Here is a 13879-nt window from a genome sequence, read left to right as displayed (position 1 = left end):
TGATCAGCTGCCGGGCAGGGACCGCGGACCCCGCCGACGGCGTCGGTCAACGGTCTCAGTCAACGGTGACGAAGTCGATGAGCTGCTCGACTCGGCCGAGCAGCTGGGGTTCCAGATCGGCGAAGGACCGCACTCGTCCGAGAATCCGCTGCCAGGCCCGGGCTATGTCGGCCTGGTCCTCGTGCGGCCAGCCGAGCGCGGCGCAAATGCCGTGCTTCCACTCCACCGAGCGCGGCACCTGGGGCCAGGCGGCCAGGCCGAGCCGTTCGGGTTTGACCGACTGCCAGACGTCGACGTACGGATGTCCGACCACGAGGACGTTGCGGCCGTGCGGCCCCCTGGCCACCGCCTCCGCGATCCGGCTCTCCTTGGAGCCGGCGACGAGGTGGTCCACCAGTACGCCCACCTTGCGGCCGGGACCCGGGCGGAACTCGGCCAGGAGCTCTTCGAGGTTGTCCACGCCCTCGATGTATTCGACGACGACGCCCTCGATCCGAAGGTCCGCGCCCCAGACCTTTTCGACCAGTTCCGCGTCGTGGCGCCCTTCCACGAAGATGCGACTGGCCCGGGCAACGCGCGCGGGGGCGTCTTTGACGGCCATGGAGCCGGATGCGGTCCGGGCCCGCGTCGTGGGTGCTTTCGCCGCGGGGACGACAAGCACGACCGGCTCGCCGTCGATCAGGAACCCGGCGCCGAGCGGGAAGAGCCGGAGCTTGCCGTTGCGGTCCTCGAGCGTGACGATCTTCTTCTCGATGCGAATCACGGCACCGCAGAACCCGGTCGTGGCCTCCTCGACCACCAGGTCGCGGACGGCTTCCCGGGTGGGGATCACCGTGCGCCCCGCGTCGCGCCAGCCGGGGGAGAGCACGTCGGAGCCGTATCGTTCGTTCATCATCCGATCGACGTTAGCCGAGATTCGAGTCGATCCCCGCAGGCGGGCGGGTGTCTCGCGCCGCGTTCCGAGGGGCCGCCGGTCAGGCGCTCTCCGGGATCTTCGACGGCCCGGTCAGCGGCGGCTGGGCCGACTCGGTCGCACCGACCGCAGCGGCCGCGCCGGCAGCTGCAGTCTCCCTGGCCAGGAAGCTGCTGAGTTCGCCGATCATGCTCATCAGCGGAGCAGGGAAGACGACGACGGTGTTCTGGTCGACGCCGATCTCGACAAGGCTCTGCAGGTTGCGCAGTTGCAGTGCCAGCGGATGCTCCATCATGGTGTCGGACGCCTGTCCGAGGGCTGCGGCCGCCAACGATTCGCCCTCCGCGTTGATGATCTTCGCCCGCTTCTCGCGCTCGGCCTCCGCCTGCCTGGCCATGGCCCGTTTCATCGAATCCGGCAGCAGGATGTCCTTGAGTTCTACCAGGGTGACCTCCACGCCCCAGTCAAGAGTCAGCGCGTCGAGAATCTCGCGGATGTTGACGTTCAGGGTGCTCGTCTCTGCCAGGGTCTCATCGAGGGAGTGCTGGCCGATGACCTTTCGGAGCGTGGTCTGGGCGATCTGGTCGATTGCGGCGCCCACGCTCTCGATCGCGACCACGGACTTCACCGGATCGATCACGCGGTAGTAGGCCACCGCCGACACGCCCACACTCACGTTGTCGCGGGTGATGATGCCCTGGGACTGGATCGGCAGGGTCACGATTCGCAGCGCGACCCGGTGCATGACGTCGACGAAGGGAATGATGAATCGCAGGCCGGGTTCCTTGGTGGCCCTCAGCCGCCCAAACCGCAGCACGACACCGCGCTCGTACTGCTTCACGACCCGAACGGAGGCGACCAGGAACACGATGATGAGGATGACGACGATCACCAGGATGATGATTTGCCAGATGTTCATGAAGGTTCATCTCTTCTGCGCCCGGCCCACCGAGCGCGCTTACGGATTAATTGTCACTCCACACGTGCTGTTTCACCAGTGCCCCGTTGACCGCCGGAAAGTCGGGGGCTCGCGATAGCCTGTCGGTATGTGTGGCCGATTCATCATCACCGATACGGCGGAGGACCTCGCCGCCATGTTCGACGTCGAGCATGTGGGGGAGAACATCCCCGAACCCTCGTGGAACGTCAAACCCACCGAGCAGATACCGATCGTGCTCGAGTCGGTGAAAGACGGCCCGGTCGTGCGCAGGCTGGAGTCGGCCCGGTGGTCTCTCGTGCCGTCGTTCTCGAAGCAGCTCACGTCCGGCTACCCCACCTTCAACGCCCGGGCGGAAGAAGCCGCGGAGAAGGCCTCGTACAAGAGCTCAGTGGCGTCGAAGCGGGCGCTCATCCCGGCCGCGGGCTACTACGAGTGGCACACGGCGGGCAAGACCAAGACTCCCTATTTCGTGCACTCCGACGACGGCCTGCCCCTGGCCTTCGCGGGCCTGTATTCCTGGTGGCGCAATCCCGCGCTGCCCGGTGACGATCCCACGCGCTGGGTCCTCACGGCCACGGTCCTCACCTCTGACGCCCAGGGCGGCCTCGCCGAGATTCACGACCGCACTCCGGTCGTGCTCCCGGAGGAGTGGTGGGACCAGTGGCTCGATCCGCACACCATAGGTGACCAGGGCCTGGTCGACGCCGCAGTGGCGGCCTCGCGGCCGGTGGCCGCCGGGCTGCGTTTCTATGAGGTCGCCCCCCTGGCCGGCGCCGCCAACGGGCCCGAACTCACCGAACCGGTGGGCCGCGAGCGAGTGGTCGGTGGGTCCGGGGAGCCCCGCTGATGAGCGAACAGCCGGCGGCGCAGGCCGACGACCGCAGGGAGACCTCCGCCGAGCGTCTCGACCGTAACTGGGATTCCTTGCTGCAGGAGCTGCGCGTCACGCAAACGGGCACGCAAATCCTCGGTGGATTCCTGCTGGCCGTCGCCTTCCAGCCGCGCTTCACGGAACTCGACGGCTACCAGATCGCGGTCTACCTGGCGCTGGTGACTGTCGCGGCGGTCACGACCGCGGTCGGCCTCGGCCCGGTCAGCCTTCACCGCATGCTGTTCCGGCGCCACGCGATGGCCCAGATCGTGAAGATCGGCAGTGCGCTCGTGCGCATCACGCTGGCCGGGGTTGCAATCGTGCTCACCGGGACGACCCTGCTCATCTTCGATGTCGTGCTCGGGCGCGCGGCCGGACTCATCGCGGCTGCCGCCGTCCTGGCGCTCACCCTGTTGATCTGGTTGATTGTGCCGCGTTCGGTTCGGCCCGACGGCCCCTGACCCGGTACGCTCAAATCATCGGCCCGGCGAGACTGGCGGGCACCGCATCGAAAGGACCACCCATGCATGTCGTCGCCTTCATCGTCGCGATGGCCGTCTTCGTCCTCGGTCTCTGGCTGTTCGGGCTCGCTTTCGCGGTAACCGCGTTCCAGCTGCCGATCTTCTTCGCCGGAATCCTCTGCGTCGCGCTCGCCCTGGCCATCCCGACCCGGGTCATCCGCAGCTAGACCCCGGGCGCTCCTGCCCGGCTCGGGCTAGATTACCGGTATGAATCCGGCAGTCCAGTTTCCTCGCTCGTTGCGGCCTCCTGCTCACGTAACGAAATCGGGCTAGCGTGCGTACCGTGTTCACCGGTTGGCTCACCGTGATCGGCGGCGGGCTGGCCTACATGCTCGTCATTGCGCTGCTCGGGCGATGACGGGCCTCTGCTGATGCGCGCCCTGCGGAATCACGGCCTCAGCATCTTCTTTGGCGTCATATTCGTCCTCGCCCTGATCGGTCAGGCACTGACCGGGCTGGCGCTCTTCAACGAGGAGCAGGCCGCCCTTGGCCTGGCAACCGTGTCGCTCGGGCACTACCTCACGTCCTCCGCGTTCGCCGTGGACGTCTCCGAAAACTGGCAGTCGGAGTTCCTCCAGTTCTTCCTGTTCATTCTCGCCACGACCTGGCTGGTACAGCGGGGGTCGCCCGAGTCAAAGCAGCCAGGTGAGGAAGGTCCCGGGTCCGACGCTGAGCAACTGGTGGGGGAGTTCGCGCCCCCGAATTCGCCGTCCTGGGCTCGGAAGCACGGCTGGCGGCTCCGGATCTATTCGAATTCCCTTCTGCTCGTCATGGGTGCCATCTTTGTGCTCTCCTGGGCGGCCCAATCCTTCACGGGAGTCGTCGCCTACAACGAAGAACAGCGCGCGCACCTTCAGTCGCCCGTGACCTGGCCGGACTACATCGTGTCGGCCGACTTCTGGAATCGCACGCTGCAGAACTGGCAGTCGGAGTTCCTGGCGGTGGGCAGCATGGTTGTTCTGTCGATCTACTTGCGCCAGCGCGGGTCGCCGGAATCGAAGCCGGTCGGGGCACCGCACGCGGAATCGGCGGTCGAAGGGTGAACCCGGGTGGCGGCCGAGGCGGTCTGTCAGGTGCCCGGCCTACAGCCCGGCGACGAGGTTGATCAGCGTCGCCAGGATGATCGTGCCGAAGAGGTACGAGAGGAGCGCGTGGCGCAGCGCCGCCATGCGAATCCCGTGTGTCTGCAGGGTGGTGTCCGACACCTGGAACGTCATCCCGAGGGTGAACGCGAGGTAGGCGAAGTCCCCGTAGTTCGGCGCTTCGGCCTGGTTGAAATCCACGCCCCCGTCCGGTCCGGAATAGTACAGGGACGCATACCGCAGGGTGAAGAGAGTGTGGATCAGTCCCCACGACAGGGCCACGCTCATCACCGCCAGCATCGCGATGGTGATCCGCTCCGATGCCCGCGCCTCGATCAGCAGGGAGACGGGGGCGCCCAGGCTGGCGAGGCTGGCGATCACGACGAGAAGGTCGGAAATCGCGCGCCCCGGGTCCTCGCGTGTCGAGTGGCTGGCCGTCGTCGACGCATCCATCCGCCACACGGTGAGCCAGACCCAGAGCAGGTAGGTGACGCAGGCCGCAGCCCAGCCGACGATGACGGCCGGTACCCATTCGCCCCGCATCCCGGTGAGGATGCCCGCCGTCAGTCCGACCAGGAGCATGACGGCGAAGCGCGTCGTGGAATGGTGGATCTTCACGGGTCCGGGGAGACCCCCGGGTCCGTTGCGGAGTTCACTCATGAGGCGATCCTACTTTTCCGTCGCCGCCGCACGCGGCGCTGACGGCCGTGATCAGCCCCCGATCGCCGATGATCCGGAAGTGGCCGGAGGCGGCCAGGGCGATGTTCGTGGCTCCGGGCAGGCTGCAACCGTCCGGGATATGCGGGTCGAACGCCCCGTAGACGGAGGTGATCCGGGCGTTCACGAACTGCTCGTCCACGAGGAGGCGCACCATCGGGTCGGTCGGTGAGAGCGCGCGCAGGCTGGGGAGCACCGTGTATTTCGCCAGGGACGACCCGGAGAACGGCGTCGCGATCGCGACCATCCGATCGATCCGCTCCCGGCCTGCGGCGGACATCATCAGGTACTTTCCGATCAGGCCGCCCTTGCTGTGGGCGACGAGGATCACGCCGTGCAGGTCTTCCTGGGAGAGGTACTCCGCGGCGATCCGAGCGCCGTCGGCGACCGGCCGCCGATTGCGCCCCAGTCCCCGGATCGCGTGCACCGGGTGGCCGCTGCCGTGCAGCGCGTCCGCCAGCGGCCGCAGGAACCGCCAGGTCTCGTAGATCCCGGGCAGCAGCACGACCGGGGCGGAATCGCCCGATCGATACCGCGCAAGGGCAGCCCGCGACGGGCCGGCATCCAACTGCCGGATGCCGACATAGGCATAGTCGAGCGCCCAGAACCACGCCTTGGCCAGGATGTTCACCGGTCAACCTCCGGCGCGGATCCCGCAACTCCAATCCGCGCGTGCGCCACGATGGCCGCCACCACCACCCGGGGGGCCGCGAGCTGCACGACATGGGAGGCGCCCCGCACGTCGAGCCTGCTCGAGCGCGGAATCGCGGCGACCAGCCGATCCGCCCAGCCGGCGGGCGTGACCGGGTCCCGCGAACCGCGAATGACGAGCGTGGATACCTGCAGGCGGGCAACCCGCTCCTCCAGCCGGTAGGAGAGCATCGCCGGCAGCGCCGAGAAGTAGCGCCGCGGCCCGCAGCGCAGGTAATCGACGGCGACGATCCAGTTCGCCGCCGGCGGTTCGGTGAAGACGTCTCGCAGCAGGCGCAGGGCCTGCCCCAGCGCGGAGGGGGCGGCCGGGTCGACGACGGGCGCGATCAGCACGAGGCTGGAGGCGAGACCCGGATCCTGCAGGGCGACCTCGGTGACCACCTGCGACCCCATCGAGTGCCCCACCAGTACCGGATCGACGAGGCCCCGGGCGCCGGCGAATGCCCGCAGGAGCGCGGCGAAGTCCGGAATGTCCAGCGGAACGGCCGGAGACGGCGCCGCGCCGAACCCCGGCAGATCGACCGCGTACACGCTGCCGTGCGGGGCCAGGAGCCTGGACAGCCTGGCGTAGTAGCGCGACGACGCCCCGATGCCGTGCACCAGCACGAAGGCTCGGGTCCCGCCGACCGACCGGTCGTCGCCGTACTCGCGCACGAGCAGGGTCAGCTCCCCGTGGTCGAACCGGCGAAGGACGAAGTCGCTCATTCTGCCGAGCCTAGGGCTCCGACGGGCCAGATGTCAGCCTTGATGGGTATCGTAAAGAGACACCTTCAATCACCACATTTCCGAAAGAGACCGCCCAGGATGCCCGATAGCCCGGCCGCGGCCACACCGTACGAGGTCCTCGGGGTCAGCCCGACAGCCAGCCAGGACGAACTCCGCCGGGCGTATCGCCGGCTGCTCCGGCACACCCACCCCGATGTGGGCGGCAGCGCGGAGCGCTTTCACGCCGTGCAGATCGCCTGGGAACGGGTCGGAAACCCGGCCAGCCGGGCCGAGTACGATCGGCACCGATACTCGGAGGCCGAGCCGTCGCCCTCCGGCTCGTTCTACGCGGCTCCCGCGGCCCCGGGCCGTTCGGCGCAGTCCGGCGGCGTGCGCGCGCGGATGTACGGACACCCCGGCGGGCAGACCAGGCAGCACTTCCTCTCCCTGATTCGCGAGTGGGCCGGGCGGGGAACGACCCTGGACGATCCGTACGACCCGGGGTTGGTGCGGACGGCCCCGCAGGAGATCCGCCACCGGCTGGCCAAGGCCATCGCCGAGGAATCCACCGCGCAGCTCGTCTCGGGCCTCGGCATCGGATTCACCGCCTGGCACGACGTCGACACCGGGGAGCAGGGGCAGAAGCTCGACCACGTCGTCCTGGGCCCGGCCGGCCTGTTCGCCATCCTGTCCGAGGACTGGGGCGCGCCGGTTCAGCTTCGGCGCGGTGAGCTTGCCGGCGACACCCTCGCGCCCGGGGAAAGCCCGATCCAGGGCCTCGAGGACGCCGCCCGGGCGCTGGCGCGGTCCCTCAAGGTCAGGTTCACCGCGCTCGTCGTCGTGCTGCCCGATGGCGCCGTCTCCGAACCGCTGACCGTTCCGAGGCGCGGCCGCCGTCCGACGGTGGTCACTATTCCCCGCTCACGCCTGGTCGGCCTCCTGCGGGACGGGCTTCCGGGGATGGACCGGGGCTCCTTCGAGAAGGTCTTCGAGCTGCGGAGCCGACTGCAGAACGGCATCCGCTTCGTTCAGGACTGACCGGCGGATCGGTTCGCGCGGAGCCCGAGCCTGTCGACCCAGTAGTCGAGGAAGCTGGCGCCGGCCTCGTCGTGGATCTGCTCGCCCATGACGATGACCGGGTAGGGCCGGTCGAGGATCCCGTCGGCCGGACGCACGTCCACGTGGGAGACGTCGTAGCCGGCGGCATGCAGGTGATCGGCCATCAGATAGTCGCTGCGGGAGTCGCCGACCGAACGCCACAGGTGGGGGAGGGGACCACCCTCGGCGAAGAACGCGAGCGCGCGTTCCGCGGCGTTGTCCTTGTCCAGGAGCACCGACTCGATGTCCGTCGAGATGATCGTCGGGTCGATTCTGAAGGGCATCCGCCCGGCCGAGTCCGGCGCCTCGCGCTCACCGAGCCGAACCCCCAGGCCGCGCGCGGTGAGCAGGGCGAATGCCGACTCGTTGAACGCCTCCTGGGCGGCCCGGTAGGCACCGTTGTCGACATCCGTGCGCTGCTCGACCGAAACCATGGCCTGTTTGGTTTCGTCGAAGAACATGGTGTCGCCGAAGGAGTCCGCCACGAGCCGGCGCAGCGCGTCGACGGCGGCCGCCGGCAGGGCGACGCTGTCGTCCACCACGACCTCGCCCATCCCGGCTGCCGAGATGGGGAACCACACGGCACCCTTCTCGCACACGCCGTACATCCGGAAATCGCCTGGAAGGCCAGCCGCGACCAGCGGGGTGACGACCTCGTCGCGGATGAAGGCGGCCGAACGCCCGGTGATGAACGCGATCGGCACATTGGCGCCGGCCAGGAGAATCAGGTCGGTCAGGATGCTCGGAGTGGCGATGGACCGGGTGACCGGACTCGCGATCGGGCCATCAACGTCAAGGAGGAGCCCCAGCGGGGAAACGGTGTCTCGCATCCCTCATTGTCCCACCCCCGCGGCCGGTCCCGACCGGGCAGGAAGCGCGCCTCAGTTCGGGACGACCGACACGCTCCCGTTCGTGGTCTCCGCAACGATCGTGTGCTCGGAATCGCGGTCACCCGGCACGGAGTTCGTGTTCGTCGACCCGTTGGTCGTCTGCGCCGTGATGAAGTAGCGCACGCCGTCCACCGGAACCCGCACCGTCACCGAGCCGTTCGTGCTCCTGGCCACGACGTCGTCCGGCGGATCCAGGAAGCCCAGATCGACGCTGCCGTTGGTCGTGCCGGCGCTGACCTCGTCGGAGGTCGCCTCCCGCAGGCGGATGGCCCCATTGGTGGTGCGCAGCTCGATCCTGGACTCCGTGCCGGACGCTTCGATGCGACCGTTCGTCGTGTGCAGGCTGAGTTCACCCGTGAGCCCGGATGCCGTGATGGCACCGTTCTCGCCCGCCACGGCCAGCGGCAGCGACTCGGGGAGTCGCACGGTGACCTCGAGGGAGCAGAAGCTGAACCACTGGCGCGAGCATCCGCCGCTGATGGTGGTCACTCCGCCGGACGTGCTCGCCGCCAGGGTCGGCGCCGTCCCGATGTAGCTGCCGCGCATCGTGACGTGGATCTCGTCGTCGTCGCTCGGCCCGAGCACCAGCGCGGCATTCGGAATCTCCACGGCGACGCTCCGGCCGGCGGCCAGGTCTTCGTCCTGGTCGACCGGGCCGCCGCGGAAATTCAGTGCGAACAGCAACCCGACGATGGTCGTGATCGCCACCAGCGACAGGCCGACGATCAGGATGACCGTGTTGGCGGTGGGTCCGGAGCCCTTCCCTGCGGAAGGCTGCCCGGGAACTGGCTCGCTCATCTCGACCCTCTCATCTCAACGGTCCATGGGCCGCGGCGCCGACCGGATGCGCTCCGGCCGGATGCGAACCGGCCTCGGGGCGTGTCCTGTCGGTTAGAGTACCCGGCTCGGACCTGATCCGTCAGGCCGCTCGACGGGGTCGAGTTCCAGGCGCTCACCTTCCAGACGCTCAACGGGGGCCCGATGTACCAGTTCGGTGCTGGGTGAGCTGCTCGCCGACCCGGACCCCGCGAAGGCCGGCCGGGTCATGCAGGCCATGCTGGGGATGCAGAAGATCGACATCTCAGGTCTCCGCGCGGCGCACGCCGGCGCCTGACCCGCCGGGCCTGCCGCACGCCGGGCCTGCCGCCCGCTTCCGGTGGTCGGCGGCGACGGCAGCGTCTATCGTTGAGGGAGATGATTACGAGACGCGAAGCGGCCCTGCGGCTGGACATCCCGCTGGAGATGGCGCACCGGCACGGCATTCCCACTCGGCTCTCCGAGGCCGAACTGGCCGAGATGGAGTCCAACCCGCCCGCCTGGCTGGTCCAGTCGCGTGCGAACCGCACCGGCAAGAAGCCCGTCTGGGTCGAGTTGCGCTGCGACGTCTGCGGATTCACCGAAGCCGCGCGGCCCAAGAAGTGGTGGCCGGCCTTCACTTACATCACGTGCGACGATCACGGCTACGACGAGCTGCCCGCCCCGGCGGCCGGCCTCCGCCGACGGGAGTTCGACGGAGTCGGGAGCCGCTTCGTCGGGATCCTCGACGAGGCTCCGGCGCCCGGCTGAACCCGCCGCTCCGGTCCCCACCGCTCCGGCACCCGCCCCGCACCTCAAGCACCCACGCCTCAAGCGCCCACCGCTCCAACTCTCCCGCGCGATTGGCGGGGTGAAGGAATATCCTGAAACATGATGCCCTCCGCTGACGCCTTCAAGCTCGCACCCCCTCGATCCCTGACCGACGAGGAGGTCGCCGGCATTCGCCGGGATTTCCCGATCCTCGGGCGACCGGTCAACGGCCGGCCCCTCGTCTACCTCGACTCCGGGGCCACCTCGCAGAACCCCGCCAGCGTGCTGGACGCCGAGCGGGAGTACTACGAGCAGCGCAATGCCGCCGTGCACCGCGGCGCCCACACGCTCGCTTTCACGGCGACGGAGGCCTTCGAGGACGCGAGGTCGACCGTTGCCGCCTTCATCGGGGCGAAGACCGACGAAGTGGTCTGGACCTCGAACGCCACCGAGGCCATCAATCTCGTGGCCTACTCCTTCTCCAACGCGTCCCTCGGGCTCGGGGGAGAGGCGGCCAAACGATTCCGCCTCGGTCCCGGCGACGAGCTCGTCGTCACCGAGATGGAGCACCACGCGAACCTCATCCCCTGGCAGCAGCTCGCGCTGCGCACGGGCGCGACGCTGCGGTTCATCCCGGTCACGGATGACGGCACCCTCGACCTCGACGCCGCCGCGGCCGTCATCGGGGCGCGCACCCGCCTGCTGGCCTTCACCCACGCCTCCAATGTGGTCGGGGTCGTCAACCCGGTCGCCGACCTTGTCGCCCTCGCCCGCTCTGTCGGCGCCCTTGTGCTGGTCGACGCCTGCCAGTCCGTGCCGCACGTGCCCGTGGACGTGGCCGCCCTCGACGTGGACTTCGCGGTGTTCTCCGGACACAAGATGCTGGGTCCCACCGGCATCGGCGTGCTATTCGGCCGGGCCGAGCTGCTGGCCGACATGCCCCCGTTCCTCACCGGCGGATCAATGATCACCACCGTCGACATGCAGGGTGCAGAGTTCCTCGCGCCGCCGCAGCGCTTCGAGGCCGGCACGCAGCGCGTCTCGCAGGCGATCGCCCTGGCCGCCGCGGTCGACTACCTGTCCTCGGTCGGCATGGGGCGGATCGAGGCCAGGGAGACGGAGCTCGGGCAGCGCCTCCTGGCCGGGCTCGCCGACATCCCGGGCGTCCGGGTGCTCGGTCCCGCCGCCGGCGTCGAACGCATCGGCCTGGCCAGCATCGACGTCGCCGGGGTGCACGCGCACGACGTCGGCCAGTTCCTCGACGAAGCCGGCATCGCGGTCCGCGTCGGCCACCACTGCGCGCAGCCCCTTCACCGCCGGCTGGGCGTGACGGCGTCGACCCGGGCCAGCACCTACCTGTACACGACCACCGACGAGGTGGACCAGTTCCTGGCCACCCTGCGCGAGGTCGCCCCCTTCTTTGGAGTGAGCCGATGACGTCCAGCGACCTGCAGCAGCTCTACCAGCAGATCATCCTCGACCATGCCAAGGCCCGGCATGGCTTTTCGGTCGAGCCGCTGGCGGACCTCGTCGCGCGCGAGGCCGACGGCACTCGCACCGCCCAGTCCCACCAGGTCAACACGACCTGCGGCGACGAGGTGACCGTGAGCGTGAGCGTCGGCGCGGCCTCCGCCGGCGAAGCCCCGTCGGGGACCGACCGGATTGAGGACCTCGCCTGGCGCGGTGAGGGATGCTCCATTTCGATGGCATCCGCTTCCGTGCTGAGCGACACCGTCCGAGGTCTCCCGGCGAGTGAGGCCACGGCCCTGCTCGGCGCGTTCCGGGACATGCTGCGGTCGCGAGGCACCATCGAGCCCGACGAGGAACGGCTCGGGGATGCCGCGGCCTTCGCCGGGGTCTCTCGCTACCCGGCCAGGGTCAAATGCGCGATGCTGCCGTGGGTCGCCTTCGAAGAGGCGCTGTCGCGCGCGGCGGCACACTAGATCCCGCTGGTTCGACCACCGCCACTTCGGCCAGAGCCGGTTCAGACGCCGCCCGGCGTCGCGCCGGCCCGCGAGGCCGGTTCGGCCAGGTCGTCGTGGTGGATCCGGTCGCCCAGCCGGCCGAGCGGCTCGCCGCTGCCGCCCCAGTGCAGGGCGATGATCTCGGCGGCAATGGACACGGCGGTCTCCTCCGGGGTGCGTGAGCCCAGGTCGAGTCCGATCGGGCTGTGCAGGCGCTCCAGTTCGGGCTCGCCGACACCGGCCTCGCGCAGCCGCCTGAGGCGGTCGTCGTGGGTGCGCCGGGACCCCATCGCACCGATGTAGGCGACCCGCGGTGCCCGCAGCGCCACCTCGAGCAGCGGCACGTCGAATTTCGGATCGTGGGTGAGCACGCAGATCACCGCCCGTTCGTCCACCAGACCGGCGGCGAGCTGCTCGGCCAGGTACCGGTGCGGCCACGCGACGACCACCTCGTCGGCGTCCGGAAACCTGGCCGGGGTCGCGAACACGGCGCGAGCGTCGCAGACGGTGACCCGGTAGCCGAGGAACGCGGCCAGCCGGCTGAGGGCCGCGGCGAAGTCGATGGCGCCGAAGACGAACATCCGCGGCCGGGGCGCGAAGCTGTTGAAGAAGACTCGCATCCCCTCCCCGCGCCGTTCGCCGTCCGGTCCGTAGGTCAGTACGCTGTTCCGGCCGGCGGCCAGCAGCCCCTGGGTGTCCTCGCTGATCGCACGGTCGGCCCGTTCAGACCCGACGCTGCCGTCGAAGCCGTGCGGCCGGACCACGAGGTGCCGTCCGGCCCAGCCGGGCTCCGGATGGTCGATGATCGTCGCGACGCCGACGGCCCGGGAGTTCTCGATGTCATCCCGAACGGCGTCGAGCTCTTCAAAGGTCTTCTGCGAAACGGGTTCGACGAACACGTCCAGGATGCCGCCGCAGGTCAGCCCGACCGAGAAGGCATCGTCGTCGCTGATGCCGTACCGGACCAGGACGGGTTTGCCGTCCGCGACGACCTGGCTGGCGAGGTCGTAGACCGCGCCCTCCACGCAGCCGCCCGAGACCGAGCCGACGACCTCGCCGTCCGGTGTGACCAGCATGGACGCCCCCGCCGGCCGCGGCGCGGATTCGAACGTTCGCACGACCGTGGCGAGGCCGGCGGTTCCGCCCGTCCGCCACCCGGTGATCAGGGGACCGAGAACCTCACGCATCCGAGTGCGTCCCGGCACGCATCGTCATCGCCCGTTCTTCCGGGAGGCGCGTCGGCCGATGCGGTAGGCGATGAAAGCCACCGCGGCGAGCAGGCCGAGGAGCTTGGGCGGGCTGCTGAGCTGGTCGGTGATCATGCCTTTGGCGAAGGCGAAGGCGTCCAGGCTCGTGTCCGCGGCCGGGGCGGGCGTGGCACGGCCCGTGCCGCCGCCGGCCCGGCCCGCTTCCGTCGCCGGGGCGGAAGTTCCCGCGGCGGCTGCCTCCGCGGCGGGCGCCCCGACCATGGCCTGCAGGTTTTCGGCGAACAGGGCCATCATCTGGTCGGTGACGCTGCCGATGACGCCCTTGCCCATCGCGGCGACCTTGCCGGACAGGGCCACGTCGGCGCGCACCGTGCCGCGCGTGGTGTCCCCGTCCTGGACGAGGACGAGACTCCCGGTTCCCTGGGCCGTGCCCTGGCCGCGGGCCTCCTGCGCCTTGCCCTCGAACACCGCCCGGTGGGCGGCGACGTCGCGCTCGACCACGTTCAGCAGGCCCTTGTACTGCATGGACACCGGGCCCAGCTTCACCTTCATGCCGACCTGGTACGCGTCTTCGGAGAGCTTGTTCAGGATCTGCGCCCCCGGCACGCAGCCGGCGACCCGTTCGAAGTCCATGATGGTCGCCCACACCTGGTCGATCGGTGCGACGACGGAGAAAGTGCTCTCAAGTTCCAT

At 69.4% G+C, this 13879-nt stretch carries 17 protein-coding genes; 8 read left to right on the top strand and 9 right to left on the bottom strand.

Annotated elements, in window-relative coordinates; all coding sequences use genetic code 11:
* Positions 1–55: 55 nt before the first annotated feature.
* Together E3O23_RS11780 and E3O23_RS11775 are read right to left on the bottom strand one after the other, a co-directional pair.
* Positions 56–892: a DUF3097 domain-containing protein gene (locus E3O23_RS11780; protein WP_134491335.1), complete on the bottom strand. Its 837-nt coding sequence runs from the start codon at positions 890–892 to the stop codon at positions 56–58.
* 82 nt (positions 893–974) lie between these two features.
* Positions 975–1832, bottom strand: coding sequence for a slipin family protein (locus E3O23_RS11775; protein ID WP_134491244.1), 858 nt, complete (start codon positions 1830–1832; stop codon positions 975–977).
* 127 nt (positions 1833–1959) lie between these two features.
* Between E3O23_RS11775 and E3O23_RS11770 the strand changes: the two genes are divergently transcribed.
* The 4 genes from E3O23_RS11770 to E3O23_RS11760 all read left to right on the top strand — a co-directional run bounded on the left by E3O23_RS11770 (position 1960) and on the right by E3O23_RS11760 (position 4288).
* Positions 1960–2700, top strand: coding sequence for an SOS response-associated peptidase (locus E3O23_RS11770; protein ID WP_134491243.1), 741 nt, complete (start codon positions 1960–1962; stop codon positions 2698–2700).
* Positions 2700–3185, top strand: a complete 486-nt coding sequence (locus E3O23_RS11765; RefSeq protein WP_134491241.1) for a DUF6328 family protein — start codon at positions 2700–2702, stop codon at positions 3183–3185. The genes E3O23_RS11770 and E3O23_RS11765 overlap by 1 nt, the downstream gene beginning before the upstream one ends.
* 62 nt (positions 3186–3247) lie before the next feature.
* Complete coding sequence (locus tag E3O23_RS18165) at positions 3248–3412, top strand: hypothetical protein (RefSeq protein WP_166790496.1); 165 nt, start codon at positions 3248–3250, stop codon at positions 3410–3412.
* A 204-nt stretch (positions 3413–3616) separates the two neighbouring features.
* Positions 3617–4288 carry a DUF6766 family protein gene (locus E3O23_RS11760; protein WP_134491240.1) on the top strand — a complete coding sequence of 224 codons (672 nt, stop codon included), beginning with the start codon at positions 3617–3619 and terminating at the stop codon, positions 4286–4288.
* A gap of 39 nt (positions 4289–4327) precedes the next feature.
* Here E3O23_RS11760 and E3O23_RS11755 read toward each other — a convergent pair whose 3' ends face one another.
* Genes E3O23_RS11755 through E3O23_RS11745 form a run of 3 tightly spaced genes read right to left on the bottom strand, consistent with a single transcriptional unit; the run spans position 4328 to position 6460 of the window.
* The gene (locus E3O23_RS11755; RefSeq protein WP_134491238.1) at positions 4328–4987 is read right to left on the bottom strand and encodes a DUF1345 domain-containing protein; all 660 of its coding nucleotides are present in this window, start codon (positions 4985–4987) and stop codon (positions 4328–4330) included.
* On the bottom strand, positions 4980–5675 hold the full coding sequence (locus E3O23_RS11750; protein ID WP_134491236.1) for an esterase/lipase family protein: 696 nt from the start codon (positions 5673–5675) through the stop codon (positions 4980–4982). Before E3O23_RS11750 ends, E3O23_RS11755 begins: the two co-directional genes overlap by 8 nt.
* A complete protein-coding gene (locus E3O23_RS11745; RefSeq protein WP_134491234.1) occupies positions 5672–6460 on the bottom strand; it encodes an alpha/beta fold hydrolase in 789 nt (262 codons plus the stop codon). The genes E3O23_RS11750 and E3O23_RS11745 overlap by 4 nt, the downstream gene beginning before the upstream one ends.
* 99 nt (positions 6461–6559) lie before the next feature.
* On the opposite strand from E3O23_RS11745, the gene E3O23_RS11740 reads away from it, so the two are divergent.
* Complete coding sequence (locus E3O23_RS11740; protein ID WP_134491232.1) at positions 6560–7498, top strand: J domain-containing protein; 939 nt, start codon at positions 6560–6562, stop codon at positions 7496–7498.
* Here E3O23_RS11740 and E3O23_RS11735 read toward each other — a convergent pair.
* Both E3O23_RS11735 and E3O23_RS11730 read right to left on the bottom strand, forming a co-directional pair.
* Entirely contained in the window at positions 7489–8388 is a 900-nt protein-coding gene (locus E3O23_RS11735) for a hypothetical protein (protein WP_134491230.1), read from the bottom strand. The two genes, E3O23_RS11740 and E3O23_RS11735, sit on opposite strands and share 10 nt — an antisense overlap.
* Before the next feature lie 51 nt (positions 8389–8439).
* Positions 8440–9246: a DUF4097 family beta strand repeat-containing protein gene (locus E3O23_RS11730; protein ID WP_134491228.1), complete on the bottom strand. Its 807-nt coding sequence runs from the start codon at positions 9244–9246 to the stop codon at positions 8440–8442.
* 396 nt (positions 9247–9642) lie between these two features.
* On the opposite strand from E3O23_RS11730, the gene E3O23_RS11720 reads away from it, so the two are divergent.
* The 3 genes from E3O23_RS11720 (at position 9643) to sufU (ending at position 11957) form a co-directional block, all read left to right on the top strand.
* Positions 9643–10014: a hypothetical protein gene (locus tag E3O23_RS11720; protein ID WP_134491226.1), complete on the top strand. Its 372-nt coding sequence runs from the start codon at positions 9643–9645 to the stop codon at positions 10012–10014.
* Between the two features lie 120 nt (positions 10015–10134).
* Entirely contained in the window at positions 10135–11451 is a 1317-nt protein-coding gene (locus E3O23_RS11715) for an aminotransferase class V-fold PLP-dependent enzyme (RefSeq protein WP_134491224.1), read from the top strand.
* On the top strand, positions 11448–11957 hold the full coding sequence (sufU, locus tag E3O23_RS11710) for a Fe-S cluster assembly sulfur transfer protein SufU (protein WP_134491222.1): 510 nt from the start codon (positions 11448–11450) through the stop codon (positions 11955–11957). The genes E3O23_RS11715 and sufU overlap by 4 nt, the downstream gene beginning before the upstream one ends.
* 41 nt (positions 11958–11998) lie before the next feature.
* Here sufU and E3O23_RS11705 read toward each other — a convergent pair whose 3' ends face one another.
* Together E3O23_RS11705 and E3O23_RS11700 are read right to left on the bottom strand one after the other, a co-directional pair.
* Positions 11999–13165: an XdhC family protein gene (locus tag E3O23_RS11705; RefSeq protein WP_134491221.1), complete on the bottom strand. Its 1167-nt coding sequence runs from the start codon at positions 13163–13165 to the stop codon at positions 11999–12001.
* A gap of 24 nt (positions 13166–13189) precedes the next feature.
* A complete protein-coding gene (locus tag E3O23_RS11700) occupies positions 13190–13879 on the bottom strand; it encodes an SRPBCC family protein (RefSeq protein WP_134491219.1) in 690 nt (229 codons plus the stop codon).

This window comes from Cryobacterium tagatosivorans (assembly GCF_004402215.1).
Lineage (GTDB): Bacteria > Actinomycetota > Actinomycetes > Actinomycetales > Microbacteriaceae > Cryobacterium > Cryobacterium tagatosivorans.
This window is presented reverse-complemented; position numbering and strand designations above follow the sequence as displayed.

Excerpts from the sequence above, each read along its gene's own strand:
- E3O23_RS11780 (WP_134491335.1), bottom strand. The coding sequence starts at position 892 with ATGAACGAACGATACGGCTCCGACGTGCTCTCCCCCGGCTGGCGCGAC.
- E3O23_RS11775 (WP_134491244.1), bottom strand. The coding sequence starts at position 1,832 with ATGAACATCTGGCAAATCATCATCCTGGTGATCGTCGTCATCCTCATC.
- E3O23_RS11770 (WP_134491243.1), top strand. The coding sequence starts at position 1,960 with ATGTGTGGCCGATTCATCATCACCGATACGGCGGAGGACCTCGCCGCC.
- E3O23_RS11765 (WP_134491241.1), top strand. The coding sequence starts at position 2,700 with ATGAGCGAACAGCCGGCGGCGCAGGCCGACGACCGCAGGGAGACCTCC.
- E3O23_RS18165 (WP_166790496.1), top strand. The coding sequence starts at position 3,248 with ATGCATGTCGTCGCCTTCATCGTCGCGATGGCCGTCTTCGTCCTCGGT.
- E3O23_RS11760 (WP_134491240.1), top strand. The coding sequence starts at position 3,617 with ATGCGCGCCCTGCGGAATCACGGCCTCAGCATCTTCTTTGGCGTCATA.
- E3O23_RS11755 (WP_134491238.1), bottom strand. The coding sequence starts at position 4,987 with ATGAGTGAACTCCGCAACGGACCCGGGGGTCTCCCCGGACCCGTGAAG.
- E3O23_RS11745 (WP_134491234.1), bottom strand. The coding sequence starts at position 6,460 with ATGAGCGACTTCGTCCTTCGCCGGTTCGACCACGGGGAGCTGACCCTG.
- E3O23_RS11740 (WP_134491232.1), top strand. The coding sequence starts at position 6,560 with ATGCCCGATAGCCCGGCCGCGGCCACACCGTACGAGGTCCTCGGGGTC.
- E3O23_RS11735 (WP_134491230.1), bottom strand. The coding sequence starts at position 8,388 with ATGCGAGACACCGTTTCCCCGCTGGGGCTCCTCCTTGACGTTGATGGC.
- E3O23_RS11730 (WP_134491228.1), bottom strand. The coding sequence starts at position 9,246 with ATGAGCGAGCCAGTTCCCGGGCAGCCTTCCGCAGGGAAGGGCTCCGGA.
- E3O23_RS11720 (WP_134491226.1), top strand. The coding sequence starts at position 9,643 with ATGATTACGAGACGCGAAGCGGCCCTGCGGCTGGACATCCCGCTGGAG.
- E3O23_RS11715 (WP_134491224.1), top strand. The coding sequence starts at position 10,135 with ATGATGCCCTCCGCTGACGCCTTCAAGCTCGCACCCCCTCGATCCCTG.
- sufU (WP_134491222.1), top strand. The coding sequence starts at position 11,448 with ATGACGTCCAGCGACCTGCAGCAGCTCTACCAGCAGATCATCCTCGAC.
- E3O23_RS11705 (WP_134491221.1), bottom strand. The coding sequence starts at position 13,165 with ATGCGTGAGGTTCTCGGTCCCCTGATCACCGGGTGGCGGACGGGCGGA.
- E3O23_RS11700 (WP_134491219.1), bottom strand. The coding sequence starts at position 13,879 with ATGGAACTTGAGAGCACTTTCTCCGTCGTCGCACCGATCGACCAGGTG.